Below are 19314 nucleotides of genomic sequence, written 5' to 3' on the forward strand. Positions count from 1 at the left end.
CGACGCAAGTCGAGACCCGCGGCGCTGGAGGCGACGAGGCTCCAGACCACCCCATAGGACCCGGGACCCGGGACCGTGACTAGAAAGAGGCTTCAATGCGGAATCATCAACAACACCACGAATCGCGGTGGCGCAGCGACGATGAGTTCGAGCGGGCGAACTCCGGCCGGCGAGCCCAGCGCGCCCAGTCCGATGCCGTCGAACACGGCGCGGATGACCTCCTGGACGGTGACGGGCACGGCGACGCGTCCGAGCCCTGGGACGTCGAATGGGTCCGTCGTGACGACCCGCGAGAGGCGGGGGCTGGCGCACGCGAGGTGCGCGGCGACCTCGACCTTCCTGGTGAGTATCGAAGCGCGCGATCGAACGAGGCGCCGGTGGGACCGCGGCGCGGGCACCGGGGCGCCAATGACCTCGCGTCGCCCGGGTCACACGCCGGTAAGGGGCCACGCGGCTATCGCCGCACCGACGAGCGCATCTGGGAGGACGTCTGCGAACGGCTGGCGTGCGATCCCGATCTCGATGCGAGCGACATCGAGGTCTCGGTCAGCGACGGCGACGTCCAGCTCGAGGGTGACGTCGCGTCCGAGCCAGCCAGGCGCGCGGCCGAGGAGATCGCCGCCTCCGCGTTCGGCGTGCAGCGCGTCGAGAACCGGCTGCGCGTGCGGCTGTTCGCCGGGGCCGATCATCCGGTCGCCTCAGCGCCGCCGCCGGTGATCGAAGGCTACACCGCGGGCGCGAGCGACGGTTCGCGGAAGGCGGACGGCGAGGCGGACGGCGAGCGCCGGCACTCGCGGCATCAGTGACGTGGGCTCGCCCGCACGGAGGCGCCCGCGACGTGCCGCGCGCCGACCGCGCCACGTGACGCGCGGTGCCGACCAGGAGATCGCAGGATGGCGAAGACGCGAACGCGCACACGGGCCGCCTCGGACCGCCGGCCGAAGCCGCCGTTTCCGAAGCAGCATCAGCCGAAGCCCGGCCGCGAATCCGAGCTCGAGCCCCGCCCGAAGTACGAGGCACCCGACTACCGGGCGTCCGGCAAGCTCAACGGCAACGTGGCGATCGTGACGGGAGGCGACTCGGGGATCGGCCGTGCCGTCGCCGTCCTGTTCGCTCGCGAGGGCGCCGACGTCGCGCTCGTGTTCCTTCCCGAGGAGCGCGACGACGCCGAGGAAACGGCGCGCGCCATCGAAGGTGCCGGACGCCGCGCCCTCCTCATCGCGGGCGATCTTCGCCGGCCGGCGTTCTGCCGGCGCGTCATCGCCACGACCGTCCGGCGATGGGGCCGGCTCGACGTCCTGGTCAACAACGCGGCGTTCCAGCAGCACCAGCCGTCCATCGCCGAGATCAGCGACGCCCAATGGACGCGGACGTTCGAGACCAACATCTTCGCGATGTTCTGGCTGACGCAAGCGGCGCTGCCCCATCTCCGGCCGGGCGCCGCGATCATCAACACCGGCTCGATCGTCGGCCTCAACGGCAGCGGCAAGCTCCTCGACTACGCGTCGACCAAAGGCGCGATTCACGCCTTCACGAAGTCGCTCGCCCAGTCGCTGGTGGATCGGGAGATTCGAGTGAACTGCGTGGCGCCAGGGCCGGTGTGGACGCCGCTCAACCCGTCGGATCGTCCGCCGGACGAGGTCGCCACGTTCGGCCAGGACACGCCGATGGGCCGGCCCGGCCAGCCGGAGGAAATCGCCCCGGCCTACGTGTTCTTCGCGTCGAACGCCGACTCGAGCTACATCACCGGCGAAGTGCTGACGATCACCGGCGGCAAGACGGTCGCGTGAGCCGTCGAGGATGCGAGCCTGAAGTGTGAGTCCAGAGGCTTGCGGTCGTGGTCTTGCCGCGGTCCCCTGCAACGGCCGGCGACGTCCCGGGCGGGCCGCGACGCGCGTGGCGTCCGAAATCAGATCAACTTCGACACGATCCCGCCCGGCGCGAGGTTGATTCGCAGCGTGAGGAACGCGACGCCGACGCTCCACGGCTCGTCGCGATGCTCCAGCCCGTGGTGCACATGGCGGACGACGCCGATGGCGTCGCAGAAGGCACACGTCAAGCGGAGCCGATCCTCCGGGCTCAGCCGGTGGGCGGTCGTGAATCGCAGGCCGGAAATCGATAGATCGCGCGTCGTGCCGGTGAGCGGCGCCCCGTAGGGATAGGCGAAGTGGAACGCCAGCGGCCATTCCCGGCTGATGCGGTGGAACGCCCGGCGAGCCGTGTCGTCCTGCTCGTGCATGCTGGCTGGATAGAGCGGGCTGGCGCACAACGCGCAGATGGCCGACGGCCGCGTCAGATCTCGCGCCGGGTGCAGCGTGCCGCAGAACTCGCACGCCGTGACGGGCGACGCCGCGGCTTGGCGTGGAGCTTCATCGGCCGGAGGCAGCAGGACCGCGGCCTCGGCGCGCCGTTCGGAGGCGGCCGCCAGGGTTCGGTCGTAGCGGGCCCGCGCCTCGGGATCGCTCAGCACCGCGAACGCGTCGTTGATGCGGGCCGCCATGTCCGGATCGCCGCCGAGGTCCGGGTGCATGCGGAGCCGCCGCATGAGCGTCAGGTAGCTCATGTGGACGATCTCGCGTGGCGCGTCCGGCTGCACGTGCAGCACTTCGTAGTGCGTCGGCGTGCGGACCATGTGCGTGAGCGTGTCCCGGACCGGTAGTCGGCCGCGCGGCGTCGATCTTGAGCCGAGGCACGCACCGTCGGAATTCGCGGATAATAGCGAGGCCTGACGAATGTGTTCTGGACGCCGGCCTGGCCGGTCCGCTCGCTCCGGGCGGGCCGGACGCGATCGGCTACACGGATTCGAGGTCATGACAGCATCGACGGCATTCTTCCTCAGTCAGCTCCTCCTCGCGCTACCAGGCGGGAGCCCGATCCAGCAGGCCCCCGCGACCACTACCGCCTCTACCGCCACCACCGTCTCGGGCGTCGTCCGTGACGCTGGCGGCGGCGTGATTGCGGGCGCCAACGTCATCGTCCGCGTGGCGTCCGGTGCCGAACGTCAGGGCGTCGCGGGCTCGGACGGCCGGTTCAGCGTCACGGCGCCCGCGCCCGGCGCCGTGACGGTCATCGTTCGCGCCGACGGGTTCGCCGAGTTCCGCCGGACGTTCGCCGCCGGCGAGCCCGCCGGCGCCGTCGAGGCGACGCTCGCCGCGGCCGGCATCACCGAGCAGGTCAGCGTGACGCCGACGCGCACCGAACAGCGGCTGGGCGACGTCCCGGCCGCCGTGAACGTGATCGCCAAGGAAGAGATCCGCCAGACGCCGGCCGTCGTCGCCGACGACGTGCTGCGCCGGCTGCCGGAGTTCAGTCTGTTCCGCCGGTCGAGCAGCATCTCGGCGCACCCGACGAGCCAGGGCGTGTCGCTGCGCGGCATCGGACCGAGCGGCGTGAGCCGCAGCCTCGTGCTGCTCGACGGCGTCCCGTTCAACGACGCGTTCGGCGGATGGGTGTACTGGACCGCGCTCCCGATCGAGAGCGCCGAGCGGATCGAGGTCGTCAACGGCGCGTCGTCGAGCCTGTACGGCAGCTACGCGATGGGCGGCGTGCTGAACGTCGTGACGAGCCAGCCGACGCGGCGGACCGTCGAGATGAAGGCGCAGTACGGCAACCGGTCCACGCCCAAGCTCGACCTGCGCGCGAGCGACGTGTGGGGCAAGGTGGGCGTCGCCGTGGACGCCACGGCCTTCGACACCGACGGCTATGCCAACGTGCTGCCCTCGCAGCGCGGCGGCGTCGACAACAACGTCGCCGTTCAGTACAAGAACGTCGCCGTCAAGCTCGACTACAACCCGACGGACCGGGTGCACGCGTTCGTCCGGGCCGGTTACTTCACGGAAGAGCGCGCCAACGGCAAGCGCACGAGCTTCACGCCGACGATCGAGGAATCGAACGACACGGCCTGGACGTACACGAGCGGCGGCGTGCGCGCGGTGCTGCCCGACTCGAGCAGCCTGCAGGCGACGGTCTTCACCGACGCCAAGGAGTTCCACAGCAACTTCCTCGCGATCCCCGATGCGGGCACGACCAGGAACGTCGGGCGCCTCTCGCTGACGCAGACCGTGCCGACCGACGCGGTCGGCGGCATGGCGCAGTGGTCGCGCGTGTTCCGCGGCCGCCACGCGGTGACCGGCGGCATGGACTTCCGCTGGGTGGACGGCGACAGCGTGGAGGACGCGTACGACGCGCAGACCGGCGCGAACAAGACGCTCCACCGGGTGGCGGGCGGCACGCAGCGGCTCTTCGGCCTGTTCGTGCAGGATGTCATCACGCCGACCGATCGGCTGACGGTGACGCTGAGCGCGCGAGTCGACCGCTGGCGGAACTACGACGCGCACAATGTCGAGACCATGCTCTCGAACGGCGCCGTGAGTGATCCGGACCTGGCCGACAAGCAGGACACGGTGGTGAGCCCACGCGTCGGCGTGCTCTACCGCCTGACCGATCGCGTTTCGGTGTGGGGCGACCTGGCGTCCGGCTTCCGCGCGCCGACGCTGAACGAGCTGTACCGGCGGTTCTCGCTCGGCGCGCAGGTCACGCTCGCGAACCCGGCGCTCGGGCCCGAGCGGCTCGTGGGCGGCGAATTCGGCATCAACATCCTGCCCGTCCGGGGGCTGACCTGGCGCACGACGGTGTTCGACAACCGGATGAAAGACCCGGTCGCGAACGTCACGCAACCATCTCCGCCCAACACGCTGAAACGAGAGAACCTGGGGCGCACACGTATTTGGGGCATTCAGACGGACGCGGACTACCGCATCGGCGACCACGTCCGCGTCGGCGGCGCCTACATCTACGACATCGCCAAGGTGCGCGAGAACGACGTGAACCCGGCGCTGGTCGACCGTTACCTGCAGCAGGTGCCGAAGCACCGCGGCGCGTTCCAGTTCCAGTACGCCGATCCGAAGTACTTCAGTGCCGGCGTCGACGTGCAGGCCGTGGGCGATCAGTTCGACGACGATCTCAACACGCCGGCGCGCGTGCTTCCGGGCTACGCCGTCGTCAACGCCAGCGTCTCGCGCGCGCTCGGCCCGACGCTCCAAATCTTCCTCGCCGCGCAGAACCTCTTCGACAAGGAGTTCTGGATCGGCACGGCCAGCGACGCCAGCGGCAATCCGATCGCGCCGACGCTCATCGGCATGCCGCGGCTCGTCAGCGTCGGGCTCAGGATTCGCGTGCAGGGACGGTAGAGCTGGCCTCGCGCACCGTACCCGTTCAGGTTGCCCCCGAGCTGACGGGCCTCGTCTCCCCCGCCGTGCTGGCGCTGGATAAGGTCGTCGTGCGCGAGCACGACGCACCACTCGACGTCGCGATCCATCAGGCCGCGATCGCTGACGCGGCGTCGGCCGAGCGCGCCGGCGTCACCGCAGCGGTGCGGGCGATGTACCGCCGTGTCGGCATCGATCCCACCAAGACACGGCCCTCGTCGGAGGCGCTCCTGCGGCGCGTCCGGAAGGGCGAGCCGCTTCCGCGCGTCAACACCGCGGTAGACATCGTCAACTGGTGCTCGCTGGAGTCGCAGTTGCCGTTCGGGCTCTACGATCTCGCCGCGATCGACGGCGGCGTCACGCTCCGCCTCGGTGCCACGGGGGAGCAGTACGGCGGAATCCGCAAGGACGTCGTGCACCTCGACGGGCGGTTGACGCTCGCCGATGCGCGCGGCCCGTTCGGAAACCCGACCTCGGACTCCGCCCGCACGATGGTCACGACCGCGACGACGCGGCTGCTCGTCGTGATCTTCGCCCCGGCCACGCTGCCGGGCGCCATCGTCCAAAGGGCGCTCGCCGTCACGCGCGAGCGGCTCGTCAGGTTCTGCGGCGGCGTCTCGGCCGACGCGGACCGTGACAGTCCAGGCGGTCCCGACTCATAATCGGCGGGATGTTCAGGCGGTGGCGTCCCCGAGATGCACCGTGGAGGAGCGGAAACATGATGCGATGCTGGCGATCCCTCGTATGGGTCGCCTTGCTCTCGGCGGGCCACGTCTCGGCGGCCGCCGCGCAGACGCTGGTGCTGCGCAATGTCGGAGCCGCGGCTTCGGTCGAGGTCGTGTACGAAAGCGAGGTCGTCGGCAAGGGAGCGCCTGACCCGGCGGGCACCGCACAGATTCCGCTCACCCTGCCGCTCGCGCCAGGAACGACCGAGCACGTGCTCCAGTTCCAGGTCGATCGCTGTCAGAACCTGGTTCGCGTCGGCTTGGCGGACCGGGACCGGCTGATCCCGGCGGCGCCGCCGGAATGCGAGCGGCAGGAGCTGACCGGGCTCTACGTCATCCGGCGCAACACGTCCGTCGTCATCGACCTGCAGACGGCGACGCCGATGCTGCTCGTGCGTCAGGGGCCACCGCCGCCCCAGTGGCTGAGAGGCGACTACACCGGCGACATGCCGGCCGTCGTGCAGCCGCGGGCCGTGACCCTCTCGATCGGCCTCACGCTCCCCCGCCTGATGAAGACGTTCGCGCTGGCCTGCGGCGACGTGCGGCCCTGCACGGCGACGGACTTCAAGCCGGCGGTCACCTTCGGCGGCACCTACTGGTTCCGCAATTCGCTCGGCGCCGAGGTGAGCCTCATCAAGGGCGCGACGCTCGAGGCGCGTGGCACCGAGGATCCTCTGACGTTCACCCACCGCTTCGAGACCGACATCCTGACGCTCGCCGGCACGACGGGCGGTCTCTTCGGCACGGTCCGCGTCTACGCGCGAGGTGGGCTCAACTACCATCGCGCGACGTCGACGGTGGATCAGACGCTGGCGGATCGGCAGCAGGGCGATGTCCTCATCAAAGGCGAGTCCGAGCGCTTCATCGTCAACACCGAAGGCTGGGGATGGATGTTCGGCGGGGGCTTCGAGTGGTACCTCAGGCCGCCTTTCGGCATCTTCGCCGAGGGCGCGTTCCACAAAGTCAAGGGGAAGGCAGTGGGACCGGGAGAGACCGTCGTGAACGAGCGCGTCATCGCCATCACGGCGGGCGGCCGGCTCTATCTTCCCAGCCCGTTCGGGCGCGGCGGTGCACCCGCGCGCCCCGTGCCCGTGCCAGCAGCGCCCGACCCGGCCGCGGCCGCGCCGGCGGCACCGTAGCGCTACTGGATCGCGACGAGCTCGACTTCGAAGATCAGCGTCGAATTCGGCGGGATCGCGCCGGAGCGCGTGTCGCCGTAGGCCTTCGACGGCGGGAGCACGAGCCGGCGCGTGCCGCCGACGCGGATGCCCTCGAGCCCGTCGTCCCAGCCGGTGATGACTTCACCGAGACCCAGCGTGAACGCGTACGGCGTGCGGCCGCTCGACGTGTCGAAGATCGCACCTTTGTTGTCGGGCCGGCTCCCGTCGTAGATCCACCCGGTGTACTCCACGAGGACGAGCTGGCCGCGCGTGGCGACATCGCCCGTGCCCACGACGAGATCCGTCGTGCTGAACGGCGCGTAGACGGACGGCGCGGTGACCGCGCTGCGGCATCCCGTCCCCGCCATGACGGCCGCGCACAGCCATGCGGCGATTCCCATCCGACCGATACGCCCGATCATCGTCCGTCCGCTCCAGCGCTCGTGCGCTGGCGAAATTCTGTCATGAATCTGCCGCGCGCGGGCATCCGTCCGATTGACCCTCTCGAACAGCCGGTGGTATAAGCCGCTGACTCCAACACGAAGGAAGTATGACATTGCGATCGAGGTCCTTCATCGCTGCGTGCGCGATCGTCGGCGCCGCGCTGGTCGTGCTGTCGGCGCAGGCGCCGTCTCCGCCGGCCCAGCCGGGCGGTGCTATTCAGACGCCAACCGGCGGCCGCGGGCCGGGTGCCGCGCCGGACGCCGACGATCCGGCCAACGCCGCGGCGGACCTCTCGCCGAAACCGCCCGTGCTTCCGCTGCGGCCCGAGCAACAGGCCAGGCGGTTCTGGCTTCCTCCGGGCTTCCGGATCGAACCCGTGCTCTCGGATCCGCTGATCGACTCGGCCGCCGCCATCACGTTCGACGGCAACGGCCGCATGTACCTCGTGGAGCTGCGCGGATACGAGCAGACCATCGATGGCATCGACGCGCTGCAGCCGATCGGGCGCATCTCGCGGCACGAGGACCGCGACGCCGACGGGTCGTTCGAGACGCACAGCGTGTTCGTCGATCGGCTGCTGTTCCCCCGCTTCGCGATGCCGTTCGGCCCCGACAGCGTGCTCGTGCTCGAGACGAACAACGACGAAGTCTGGCGGTACTCCGACACGAACGACGACGGCGTCGCCGATCGCCGTGAGCTGTTCACGGCGAGCTTCGGCCGCGGCGGCAGCATGGAGTCCCAGCCGTCCGGCCTGCTGTGGGCGATGGACAACTGGCTCTACAGCACGGTCAACGCGTTCCGCGTGCGGTGGACGCCGCACGGCGTCCTGCGCGAGCCGACCGGACCGAACCGCGCGCAGTGGAGCGTGGCGCAGGACGACGACGGCAAGGTCTGGTTCCAGCACGGCGCGAGCGGCATGCCGGGCTACTTCCAGTTCCCGGTGCACTACGGCAACTTCGACTGGCCCGATCAGTTCGAGCCGGACCTGAACATCCTCTGGGGTGCCCCGATTCTCGTGGGCGACATCCAGGCCGGTATTCCGGGGACGCGGCTGCCGGACGGCTCGCTCGTCTACGGCACCGCGTCGGCGGGCAACGAGGTCTTCCGAGGGCACCGGCTTCCTGCCGACATGGTCGGCGACTACTTCTACGGCGAGACCGTGGCGCGCGCCGTCCGTCGTCTGAAGGTCGTCAAGGACGGCGGGCTGACGCAGCTCCGCAACGCCTATCCGCGGTCCGAGTTCATCCGCTCGCTGGATCCGCTGTTCCGTCCCGTCGACGTGGCGACGGGCCCCGATGGCGTCATGTACATCGCCGACATGTACCGCGGGATCATCGAGGGCGCGCTCTGGGCCAAGGAAGGCACCTATCTCCGGCAGAAGATCCGCCAGTACCAGTTGGACAAGGTGCTCGGATACGGGCGAGTCTGGCGCGTGACCTACGACGGCATCGCGCCGGACCGCACGCGGCCGCGGATGTTGTCGGAGACGTCTCAGCAGCTCGTCGCGCACCTCGCCCACCCGAATGGCTGGTGGCGCGACACGGCGCAGCAGCTCCTCGTGTTGAGGCAGGACGCCTCGGTCGTGCCGGCCTTGCAGCGGCTCACGCGCCCGCCGGCCGCGCTGCTCACGCGGTTCCACGCGCTCTGGACGATCGAAGGGCTGGGGGCGCTCGACGCATCGCTCGCCCGGACACTGCTCAGGGATCCCGAGCCGCGCATGCGCATCCAGGCGATCCGTGCGAGCGAGTCGCTCTACAAGGCCGGCGACCGCTCGTTGGCCGCGGACTGGCGGCAGGCCGCCGGCGACGCGGATCCCGACGTGATCATCCAGGCGATGCTCACGATGAATCTCCTGAAGGCGCCGGACCTCTCCACGACGGTCGGATCCGCGAGGGAACGGCATCGGGCGCGCGGCGTGCAGTTCGTTGCCGATCGCGTGCTCAACCCGCCGGCGGCGGCCGGCGGCGCCGGGCGCGGTGGGCTCTTCACGCCAGACCAGCAGGACTCGATCGCCCGCGGCAATACGGCCTACAACGAGATCTGCTTCTCGTGCCATGGCGACGACGGGCGCGGCACGCCGCAGCCGGGAGCCTCGGTGGGCCTCACGATGGCGCCGTCGCTCGCCGGCTCCGCGAGGGTGATGGCGCATCGCGACTACCTCATCACGTCCCTGCTCCACGGCGTCACCGGGCCGATTGACGGCCGCACGTATCCAGAGGTGATGGCGCCGATGGGATCGAACTCGGATCAGTGGATCGCCGACGTCGCGAGCTACGTGCGCAACGCGTTCGGCAACAGCGCGCCGCCGGTGACGCCAGGCGACGTCGCGCGGGTCCGGGCCGCGACCGCCGGCCGCCAAGGACTGCGGACCGTGGCGGCCATCGAGGCGGCGCTGCCTCGCGTGCTCGTGCCGGACGCGACGTGGCGCGTGAGCGCCAGCCACAACGCCGACAGCGCGCGCGGCGCGCTCGACTACTCGCGCTGGACGACCGGCGTCGCTCAGCAGCCCGGCATGTGGTTCCAGATCGAGCTGCCGTCGCCCGCCGCGTTGACCGAGGTGCAGTTCGAGTCGCAGGCGATCGGCGGCGGGCGCGGCGGGCCGCCGCCCACCGCGGCGTTCCCGCGAGCGTTCCGCGTCGAGGTCTCGATGGACGGCACGGCCTGGCAAACGGTCGTCGCGGACGGACGCGGCCAGGGGCGCACCACCGCCGCCGCATTCGCGCCGGCAACGGCCCGCTTCGTCCGCATCACGCAGACCGCGGCGCTCGACGGGGCGCCACCTTGGACGATCGAGCGGCTGCGACTCTACGCCGCGCCAGCGGCATCGGCGGCTGGCCGGGGAGGTTCCCAATGACGATGCGTCTGTCCTGGGCTGCGGCGTGCGCCGCGGGCCTGCTGCTCCTCGGGGGCATGCTCGTGATCGAGGAGATCCCCGTGCAGGCGCAAGCCGGTCTGCGCGCGGCGCTCACCTTCCACGCCGGGTTCGACAACGGCGTGAACGCCGTGCACGCCGCCGGAGATCGAACGCTCTACTCCGCGCCGACGTTTGCCCGTCGCCAGGAGGGCACGCCGGGCCTGCCGGCGACCGGCGAGGTGCAGGTCGCCTCGGGCCTCGGACGCTTCGGCGACGCCCTGCGCTTCACCGCGCGCCGCCACCCGTCCGTGTTCTTCAAAGCGCAGCGCAACGTGCCCTACGCCAAGACGAACTGGGCCGGCACCGTGTCGTTCTGGCTGAGCGTCGATCCGGCCGGCGAGCTCGATCCGGGATTCTGCGATCCCGTTCAGATCACGCCGCACGCCTGGAACAACGCGGCCTTCTTCGTCGAGTTCGAGAAGACCGCGACCGCGACGCCCTTCCGGCTCGGGGTCTACGCCGATCTGAACGTCTGGAATCCGACGAACCGCCGCTTCGAGGACATTCCCGGACCCGAGCGTCCGCTCGTCACCGTGGAGCAGCCGCCGTTCGGCAAGGGCAAGTGGACGCACGTGGCCTTCACGTTCGATCGATTCAACACGGGCGAGCCGGACGGCGTGGCGCGGCTCTACCTCGACGGTCAGCCCGCGGGCGCGCTCACGGCGCGCCGGCAGACGTTCACCTGGGACCCGGCCCAGGCCGCGATCAACATCGGCGCCGGGTACGTCGGCATGTTCGACGAGCTGTCGGTGTTCGGACGCGTGCTCTCGGATGCGGAGATCAAAGCGCTCCACGCGCTCCCGACCGGCGTGGCAGGCCTGCTGCCGTAGCGGATCCGGCCGTCCGCCTCACGCGGCCGGGCCCCGGCGATCGGGACGGCGGAGTACGCTAGACGCGTGTCGTTGTGGCGTCGCCCATCCACGCGCATCGGTGCGCTCGCGATCGTCTGTCTCGTCGCGCACGTGGGGCTCGCGCACGGCGCGGGCGTTGGACGTCACGCTGCGGACCTGCCGCTGCTCGTCGCGTTGGCCGCCGGAGGTGGCCCGCTGGTCGCGCAGCTTGCGCGTCACGCCTGGCGCGGCGAGTTCGGCGCCGACCTGCTCGCCGGCATCTCGATCCTGACCTCGATCGCGCTCGGCGAGTACCTGGCCGGGACGATCGTCGTCCTCATGCTCTCGGGCGGACAGGTCCTCGAGGACTACGCGATCGGTCGCGCCTCTTCCGCCCTGACGGCCCTCGCGGCGCGGATGCCCACCATCGCGCACCGCGTCGACGCGCAGGCGACGAGCGACGTGCCGGTCGAGGCGCTCGCGGTCGGCGACGTCGTCGAGATCCACCCGCACGAGATCTGCCCGGTCGATGGCGTGGTGATCGCCGGCCACGGGCGGATGGACGAGTCCTATCTCACCGGAGAGCCGTTCGAGATCACGAAGACGCAGGGCTCGCCGGTGATCTCCGGCGCGCGAAATGGCGACGCGCGGCTCACCGTTCGCGCCACGCGGCGCGCAAACGACTCGCGCTATGCCCGCGTCATGGCCGTCATGCGCGACGCCGAGCAGCGGCGTCCGCGCCTTCGACGGCTCGGCGACGAGCTGGCCATCGTCTACACGCCGCTCGCCGTCGGGCTCGCGGGAGCGGCCTGGCTCGTCACCGGCGATCCCGTCCGCTTCCTCGCCGTCGTGGTCATCGCGACGCCCTGTCCCCTGCTGATCGGGATCCCGGTCGCCATCATCGGCGCGGTGTCGCTCGCGGCGCGCCGCGCGATCATCGTCAAGAGCCCCGTCGTGCTCGAGCAGATCACGAGTTGCCGGACCGCCATCTTCGACAAGACGGGCACGCTGACGTACGGCGAGCCGGAGCTGGTCGAGCAGACGACGGCAGACGGCCAGGATGCGCGCGAGATGCTGGCGCTCGTCGCGAGCGCGGAGCGCTACTCCAAGCATCCGCTGGCGCGCGCGATCGCCGCGGCCGCCGCGAAGGCCGGGTTCGCGCTGAGCGACGCCACCGAGGTGAGCGAGCCGCCGGGCGCGGGCATGCGTGCCGTCGTTCGAGGCCGGCGGATCCACCTGCAGAGCCGGCGCGCGTTCGTGGCGTCGCCCGCCGGCGCCGGCGTGGCGCTGCCGGCCGAAGCGGGCGGGCTGGAGTGCCTGGTCGCGATCGACGGCCGCTTCGCCGCGCTCCTGCGGTTCCGCGACGCGCCCCGCGCCGAGAGCCGGGACTTCGTCAGCCACCTGGCGCCCGCGCACCACTTCGATCGCGTGATGATCGTCTCGGGCGACCGGCGGGCGGAGGTCGCGTTCCTCGCCGAGCGTGTGGGGATCGGCGCGATCCATGCCGAGCAGACGCCCGAGCAGAAGCTCGAGCTCGTCCGCCAGGAGACGGCCAGAGCGCGAACGCTCTACGTCGGCGACGGGATCAACGACGCGCCGGCGATGAAAGCCGCCACCGTCGGCATCGCGCTCGGACGCAACACCGAGGTCACCGCCGAGGCGGCCGACGTCGTCATCCTCGACAACACCCTTCGCAAAGTGGACGAGGTGCTGCACATCGGACGGCACATGCGGGCGGTCGCCCTGCAGAGCGCGATCGGGGGCATGGCGCTGAGCCTGGCCGGGATGCTGGCCGCGGCCGCGGGCCTGCTCACGCCCGTCAACGCCGCGATTGGCCAGGAGATCATCGACGTGCTCGCCGTGCTGAATGCGTTGCGTGCCGGCGTCGCCCCGGCCCAGATTCAGGACTTCGAACGGTAGTCTCGCGAGGGGCTCCTGTGGGGCGTTTCGTGCTGTCGAGTCCCCCATCAGGGCCCTTGCGCGGCGTGACACTTGGCGAGATTGTTGTTCTGATCGTTCGAGACGGAACGATGGCCGACACCCTTGGGTTCCTGGCGTCTCCACCGTCGAATCACACGGCAACCGCCTGGGCCTGGCGGCGTCTCGGGGCGCTCGTGGCGCCTGCCGGGCTCGTGCTGAACGGCCGCCACCTCTGGGATCCTCAGCTCCACAGTGCGTCGGCCGCGTGGCGCATCCTGCTCGGCGGCACGCTCGGCGCCGGCGAGGCGTACGTTGACGGCGACTGGGACTGCGCCGCGCTCGACGTGCTCACGGCGCGCCTGCTCGCCGCCGAAGCCGATCGGCCGCTCGCCTGGCGCGCATCGGCGATCGCCCAGGCACTCGCCGCGCGAGTCGTGAACGGGCAGACGAAGCGGCGCGCGCGCCGGGCGATCACGAGCCACTACGATCTCGACGACGCGCTCTACGAGGCGATGCTCGGCCCGACGATGGCGTACAGTTGCGGCTACTGGCGCGCCGCGACGACGCTCGACGAGGCGCAGCGGGCGAAGTGGGCGCTCGTCTGCCGGAAGCTCGCGCTGACGCCCGGTCAGCGGCTGCTCGACGTCGGCTGCGGCTGGGGCGGGTTCGCCGAGTATGCCGCTCGGCATCATGACGTGAAGATCGTGGGCATCACCGTCTCGCCGAGCCAGGCCGCGGCAGCACGCGCACGCTGTGCGGGCCTGCCGATCGACATCGTCGAGTGCGACTACCGCGACGTCCGCGGCCGCTTCGATCGAATCGTGTCGATCGGAATGTTCGAACACGTCGGACCGCGGAATTACCGAGCCTACTTCGACACGATGCGCCGCCTGCTGACGGAGGACGGCCTGATGCTCCTGCACACGATCGGCGGCCTCGTCTCGCGGCGCACGACCGATGCCTGGATCGACCGGCACGTGTTTCCGGGATCCGTGCTGCCGTCAGCCGCACAGATCGCGCGCGCGCTCGAGGGCCGCTTCGTGATCGAGGATTGGCACAACTTCGGTGCGGATTACGACCGGACGCTGATGGCGTGGCACGCGAGGTTCGAGGTGGCGTGGCCCGCGCTGGCGCACCGGTATCCGGAGCGCTTCCGCCGGCTCTGGCGCTACTACCTGCTCACCTGCGCGGGCACGTTCCGCGCGCGCCGCAATCAGCTCTGGCAGCTCGTGCTGTCTCCCCATGGCGTCGCCGGCGGGCACCGCCGGTTGGCCTGACGCACGCCGACACGTCGGCTGGCGAGCGGCATCCAAGATCTGAACGTTCTCGGCGACGAGTTCGCGTGGAGAGAAGGCGTCGATGATTCTCACGTGCAGCCAGTGTGGACAGAAGAACCGCATCGGAGCTGGGGCGCTCGCCGCCCAGTCGCGCTGTGGCCAGTGCAAGGCTCCGCTCGGACCGTTGTCCTGGCCGCTCGACGCGGATTCCGCGCTCTTCGACGCCATCCTGCAGGAAGCGCGCGTGCCCGTGCTCGTGGATTTCTGGGCCGCGTGGTGCGGCCCTTGCCGCATGGCGGCGCCCGAGGTGAAGCGCACGGCGGAGATCATGGCCGGACGCGCGGTCGTGCTGAAGGTCGACACGGAACGGCATCCGGAGCTCGCTGCGCGCTACCGTGTGAGCAGCATTCCGAACTTCCTGGTCCTCAAGGACGGCCGCGTCTTCTCGCAGCAGGCTGGCGCCGTGCGCCACGCAGAGATGGCGCGCTGGCTGGAAGCCGCCGGCGCGTGATCGACGTTCCCGAGCCACCGCTCTGGCGGCACGATCGCCGCTCAACCTGCCGAGGCGTTCGCACCCGCGGCGGCCGCCTCGTCCGCTTCGCCGCCCGCTCCACGGCGCTCGAGCAACTCGCGGACCTTCCGGCGCAGCGTCGACGGCACGAAGGGCTTCTGGAGAAACCCGGCCCCGAGCGTCTTGGCGTAGACGGCCGTCGACGGATCGCTCGCGTATCCTGACGTGAACAGCACGCACAGATCGGGCCGCAGTTCTCGAAGTCTCGTCACGAGCTCGCGCCCGCCCATCACCGGCATGACGACGTCCGTGACGACCGCGTCGATCGAGTCGAGCGCGCTGGCCGCGATGCGCATGGCCTCCTCGCCGTTCTGCGCCTCGAGCACGCGATAGCCGGCCGCCGCAAGGGCTTCGCGCGCCATGCTGCGCACGGCCTCGTTGTCCTCGACGAGCAGCAGCGTCTCGCCGGTCACGGCCGGCGATGAGGCCGGCTCGGACACCGCATCCGCCTGCGACGCCGGCGCGCTCGTTCCCGGCAGCGTGATGACGAACGCCGTGCCGAGGTTCGGCGCGCTGTCGACCGAGATCCGGCCGCCGCTCTGCTGCACGATGCCGTACACGGTCGCCAGGCCGAGGCCGGTGCCGCGTCCTACGGGCTTCGTCGTGTAGAACGGCTCGAAGATGTGCGCGCGCACCTCGGGCGTCATCCCGCACCCGGTGTCGCCCACCGTGAGCCGCACGTCGTCCGTGCCGGCGTCGCCATCCATCGACGTGGCGATCGTCAGCCGTCCGCCGTTCGGCATCGCGTCGCGCGCGTTGACCGCGAGGTTGAGCAGCACCTGTGTCAACTGGCCAGGGTCGGCCTTGACGCACCGGATGCCGGGCTCGAGGGCAAGGACCAGCTCGACCGATTCGCCGACGAGCCGGCGCACCAGGCTTTCGGCATCGATGACGATCGTGTTGAGATCGACGACGACCGGCTGCAGCACCTGCTTGCGGCTGAACGCGAGCAGGTCGCGCGTGAGCGCCGCGGCATGCCGGCCCGCGCGCTGGACTTCCAATAGATGCGGGTGCGCCGCCGCGGCGGTCGGCGTCTCGTCGAGCAGCAGATCGGTGTAGCCCAGGATGGCGGTCAGCAGGTTGTTGAAATCGTGTGCGACGCCGCCGGCCAGCCGTCCGATGGCCTCCATCTTCTGCGCATGACGCAACTGTTCCTCACGCTGCTGCAGAGCACGCGCGGCGTCGTGCCGATCGGTGATGTCGCGCACGATGCCGGTGACGAACCGCTCGGGACCGGCGGTCCAGGTCGCCGCCGACACCTCGACGGCGACGCTCGAGCCGTCGCGCCGGCGGGCGCGGTACTCTGCCGTGCGCTGGAGCCAGCCGCTCGTGCCGGCCAGCACCTCGCTGAACACGCGGGCGGCATCGGCCTGCAGTTCGTCGGGCACGAGCAGCGTGAGCGGCTGCGCGATCGCTTCCTGCTCGGTGTAGCCGAACAGCCGTTCGGCGCCCGGATTCCAGAACTGGATCGTGCCGTGCGCGTCCACCGAGATGATCGCGTCGTTGGCCGAGTCGGTGATGGCGCGGAACCGCTCGTACGCGATGTGCAGCTCCTGCGTGCGGGCCTGGACCTGTTCGTGCGAGTCCCTGAGCACGGCCGTCATGTGGTTGAACGCCTGCGCCATGCGCCGCGTCTCGACGGGCCCGCGCGGGGGCACGTGCCGCTGCCAGCGTCCCGCGGCGATCTCCGTGGCGGCATCCGCGAGATCGCGGATCGGACGCGTGAGGCGGCGGCCGAACACCACCGTGCTGCCCACGGCGACCACGAGCGTCACGACCGTCAGCCAGCGCAGCGTGGACTCGATGCGCGCGAGGGCCATGGCCGTCGGCGACCAGTCCTTCAGCAGCAGCAGCGCGAGATCGCGCTGTGCGGCGTCGAGCACGTCGAAGCGACCGACGTACTGCGCGCCTCCCAGCGGGCGCACGTCGGTCGCGCCGTGCAGCACGCGCAACGCGTCGGGCTGCGTGCGCACCAACACGTCGAGCGCTTGCCTCGCATCGCCGGTCAGGCTGCTGCCGCACAGGTGCCCGCACAGGAAGCTGACCTCGCTGTTCGTGATGGCCGCCAGCTCCGCCGCGACCTGGTCGTCGAACCGGAACGCGGCCGTGAACGACCCGATCAACTCGCGACCGAACAGCGCGGGTTCGGAGACGACCAGGAACAGATCGGCGCCGAGCAGCGTGATGACGCTGGCCGACGAGCCGCCGACGGCCGCCATGAGCGGGCCCACGAGCTGGGGAACCGACGCCTGATGCGCGCCGACGCCCGAGCGGCCGAGCCAGCGGCCCGACGCGTCCGTGACGACGCAGAGCTGCGCGCCGAGCTTCGCGCAGTACTCCGCCGTCATGTGATCGATGGTCGGGGCGTCAGCGGCGACTTCCGGCGCCGCGAGCGAGGCTCGGAAAACCGGCAGATCGACGATCAGCCGCGTGGCCTTGGCCGCCGCCTGCCGGCGCGTCTCGGTCAGCCGGGTGAACGCGACGTGCGCCGCCGCGAGGTCGTCGGCCGATCGAGCCAGCGAGTAGCGGGTCACGATGGCGCGGGTCGCGATCAGCATCGCGGCGAGCGAGAGCACGGCGATGCCAACGATGCTGACGAGCACGCGGGCTTCGAGCCTGGCATGCCACGGGATCGCCGAGGGCTGCCGCATGACGCGACCTCAGAATCGCAGCGTCTGCGTCACGCCGACGTCAATCGCGGTGTGCCGGCCGGTGCGCAGCGCCTGCGGCTGGTGGACGACGTTGACGAACACCGCGAGCGGCCGGAGGACGCGCAGCCGGGCCCCTGCGGTGTACCGGCGAAGGAAGCTCGAGCGGCTGTCCGCGAGGTAGTCGAGCCGGTCGAGCCGCGCCACGGCCGTGACGGGGCCCATGCCCACGCGGTGCACGATGACGTCGACGTACCCGCCGCGGGTGCTCGTGCCGTCGAAGGGCTGGCCCGTGATCCACTCGCCGCGCAGCATCACGCCGCCGCGCATCCAGCGCGCGTCCACGCCGGTGAAGCGCATGCGCCCCGACACCCACGGGCCTTCGCGGTAGGCTTCCGAGTCGAGACGGCTGACGCCGAGGACCAGCGCGCGGTAGACGCCTTGCGCCCGCACGACGACGTCGCGGGTGCGCGGCCGTGGATCGTCGCCAGGATCGCCCGGCGTGCCGAAGCTGGCTTCGACGGTGAGCGACGCACGGCCCGCGAGCACCGAGACGCCGTGCTCGAGCGCGGTGTTCGACAAGGCCCAGTTGCCGCCGTAGCGGATCAGCGGCGCGCGCGCGAACCCGAAGTAGCCGTGATCGCTTCGTCCCGAGATGCCGAACGGCGTGCGGTATCGTCCGCCGCGCACGCCGAAGATCAGGCCGCGCGCCGTGGCCGTGCGCTCGACGTACGTCTCCATCACGTGAAGCCGGTCGTCGTACGGGAACGACGTGCCGAAGGCGTCGGAACCGGTTACGCCCGTCGCGGCCCAGGTCGCCTCGACTTGCGCGCGCCAGCCGCGGCCCACGGCTCCGAACAACCGGACTTGCACGCCGCCCGCCGTGGCCTCATCTGTCGAATGGCCGACGGTCATGTCGGTTTCCCGTGTCAGCGACACCTGAGCGCCAGCCGGCGCGGGACCCATCAGGATGAGGGCGACGGCGCTTCCGGCGGCGAGCGTCCAGCCTCCGGACGTCACGGCCACGACACCTCGAGCGGCGCCCCGGACGACGGATCGAACTCGCCGTTCAGGACGGGCCCGCCGGGACGCCACGCGTGGTAGCGCGTCGGCGCCGCGGGGAGGTTCGGGATCACGAACCGCCCGCCGCGATCGGACACCGCGTAGTAAGCCGTCTCGAGGACCATGACGTACGCGGCCATCTGCGGATGGATGTTGCAGAACACCCGGCTGAGGCCCGGCCGATCGAACGGCACTTCCTTCACCATGCCGACCGGGTAGAGTCCCAGGTCGAACTTGCGGCTGTCGTGAAACGAGAAGACGTTGTGAAAGACGCGGTCGTGATTCGGAAACTTGACGCGCGTCCCGACGCGCACGGCGAGCACGTGCGGGAAGAACTGCATATCGCGCTGGTTCAGCACCGCGTCCGCCTGGGACGAGGGGGCCGGCGGCTGGCCGTCGGCAACGTCCAGCCAGATGACGGCGTCGGCCACCGGCCGGCCTGACGCGAGCGCGAGGCCGGTGAGATTGTTCGCGACGAGCGCGCGTGATGGCAACAACGCCACGAGCGCCAGCGCGGCCGCGAGAGGACGCCTCATGCCGCGACCACGTAGCAAGG

Annotated in this window: 15 protein-coding genes; 10 read left to right on the plus strand and 5 right to left on the minus strand. The window is 70.8% G+C overall.

Annotated features, from left to right (window positions below; translation table 11 throughout):
- The first annotated feature begins 95 nt into the window (after nt 1-95).
- The gene (locus IT184_01110; protein ID MCC7007393.1) at nt 96-806 is read left to right on the plus strand and encodes a BON domain-containing protein; all 711 of its coding nucleotides are present in this window, start codon (nt 96-98) and stop codon (nt 804-806) included.
- An 87-nt stretch (nt 807-893) separates the two neighbouring features.
- Complete coding sequence (locus IT184_01115; GenBank protein ID MCC7007394.1) at nt 894-1790, plus strand: SDR family oxidoreductase; 897 nt, start codon at nt 894-896, stop codon at nt 1788-1790.
- A 119-nt stretch (nt 1791-1909) separates the two neighbouring features.
- On the opposite strand, the gene IT184_01120 is transcribed toward IT184_01115, so the two are convergent.
- Nucleotides 1910-2632, minus strand: a complete 723-nt coding sequence (locus IT184_01120; GenBank protein ID MCC7007395.1) for a DnaJ domain-containing protein — start codon at nt 2630-2632, stop codon at nt 1910-1912.
- Between the two features lie 178 nt (nt 2633-2810).
- Here IT184_01120 and IT184_01125 point away from each other — a divergent pair, with 178 nt between their 5' ends.
- The 3 genes from IT184_01125 (at nt 2811) to IT184_01135 (ending at nt 7071) form a co-directional block, all read left to right on the plus strand.
- Nucleotides 2811-5189, plus strand: coding sequence for a TonB-dependent receptor (locus IT184_01125; GenBank protein MCC7007396.1), 2379 nt, complete (start codon nt 2811-2813; stop codon nt 5187-5189).
- Between the two features lie 65 nt (nt 5190-5254).
- Nucleotides 5255-5869, plus strand: coding sequence for a hypothetical protein (locus IT184_01130; GenBank protein ID MCC7007397.1), 615 nt, complete (start codon nt 5255-5257; stop codon nt 5867-5869).
- 56 nt (nt 5870-5925) lie between these two features.
- Nucleotides 5926-7071 carry a hypothetical protein gene (locus IT184_01135; GenBank protein ID MCC7007398.1) on the plus strand — a complete coding sequence of 382 codons (1146 nt, stop codon included), beginning with the start codon at nt 5926-5928 and terminating at the stop codon, nt 7069-7071.
- Between the two features lie 2 nt (nt 7072-7073).
- On the opposite strand, the gene IT184_01140 is transcribed toward IT184_01135, so the two are convergent.
- Nucleotides 7074-7514 carry an FKBP-type peptidyl-prolyl cis-trans isomerase gene (locus tag IT184_01140; GenBank protein ID MCC7007399.1) on the minus strand — a complete coding sequence of 147 codons (441 nt, stop codon included), beginning with the start codon at nt 7512-7514 and terminating at the stop codon, nt 7074-7076.
- Nucleotides 7515-7642: 128 nt separating this feature from the next.
- Between IT184_01140 and IT184_01145 the strand changes: the two genes are divergently transcribed.
- The 5 genes from IT184_01145 (at nt 7643) to IT184_01165 (ending at nt 14988) form a co-directional block, all read left to right on the plus strand.
- Entirely contained in the window at nt 7643-10390 is a 2748-nt protein-coding gene (locus IT184_01145; GenBank protein ID MCC7007400.1) for a discoidin domain-containing protein, read from the plus strand.
- Entirely contained in the window at nt 10387-11280 is an 894-nt protein-coding gene (locus tag IT184_01150; GenBank protein MCC7007401.1) for a LamG domain-containing protein, read from the plus strand. The genes IT184_01145 and IT184_01150 overlap by 4 nt, the downstream gene beginning before the upstream one ends.
- A 39-nt stretch (nt 11281-11319) precedes the next feature.
- Entirely contained in the window at nt 11320-13200 is a 1881-nt protein-coding gene (gene cadA, locus IT184_01155; GenBank protein ID MCC7007402.1) for a cadmium-translocating P-type ATPase, read from the plus strand.
- A 110-nt stretch (nt 13201-13310) separates the two neighbouring features.
- Nucleotides 13311-14477: a cyclopropane fatty acyl phospholipid synthase gene (gene cfa / locus IT184_01160; protein ID MCC7007403.1), complete on the plus strand. Its 1167-nt coding sequence runs from the start codon at nt 13311-13313 to the stop codon at nt 14475-14477.
- A gap of 82 nt (nt 14478-14559) precedes the next feature.
- On the plus strand, nt 14560-14988 hold the full coding sequence (locus IT184_01165; protein MCC7007404.1) for a thioredoxin fold domain-containing protein: 429 nt from the start codon (nt 14560-14562) through the stop codon (nt 14986-14988).
- Between the two features lie 41 nt (nt 14989-15029).
- Here the strand turns inward: IT184_01165 and IT184_01170 are convergent, their stop codons facing one another.
- From IT184_01170 to IT184_01180, 3 genes are read right to left on the minus strand one after another with little or no spacing between them, the layout of a single operon-like run.
- Nucleotides 15030-17699: a PAS domain S-box protein gene (locus IT184_01170; GenBank protein MCC7007405.1), complete on the minus strand. Its 2670-nt coding sequence runs from the start codon at nt 17697-17699 to the stop codon at nt 15030-15032.
- A 9-nt stretch (nt 17700-17708) separates the two neighbouring features.
- Nucleotides 17709-18716, minus strand: a complete 1008-nt coding sequence (locus IT184_01175) for a hypothetical protein (GenBank protein ID MCC7007406.1) — start codon at nt 18714-18716, stop codon at nt 17709-17711.
- The gene (locus IT184_01180) at nt 18713-19294 is read right to left on the minus strand and encodes a methylamine utilization protein (GenBank protein ID MCC7007407.1); all 582 of its coding nucleotides are present in this window, start codon (nt 19292-19294) and stop codon (nt 18713-18715) included. The genes IT184_01175 and IT184_01180 overlap by 4 nt, the downstream gene beginning before the upstream one ends.
- Nucleotides 19295-19314 lie beyond the last annotated feature (20 nt).

The organism is Acidobacteriota bacterium, from assembly GCA_020853395.1.
Taxonomy (GTDB): Bacteria; Acidobacteriota; Vicinamibacteria; order Vicinamibacterales; family SCN-69-37; genus JADYYY01.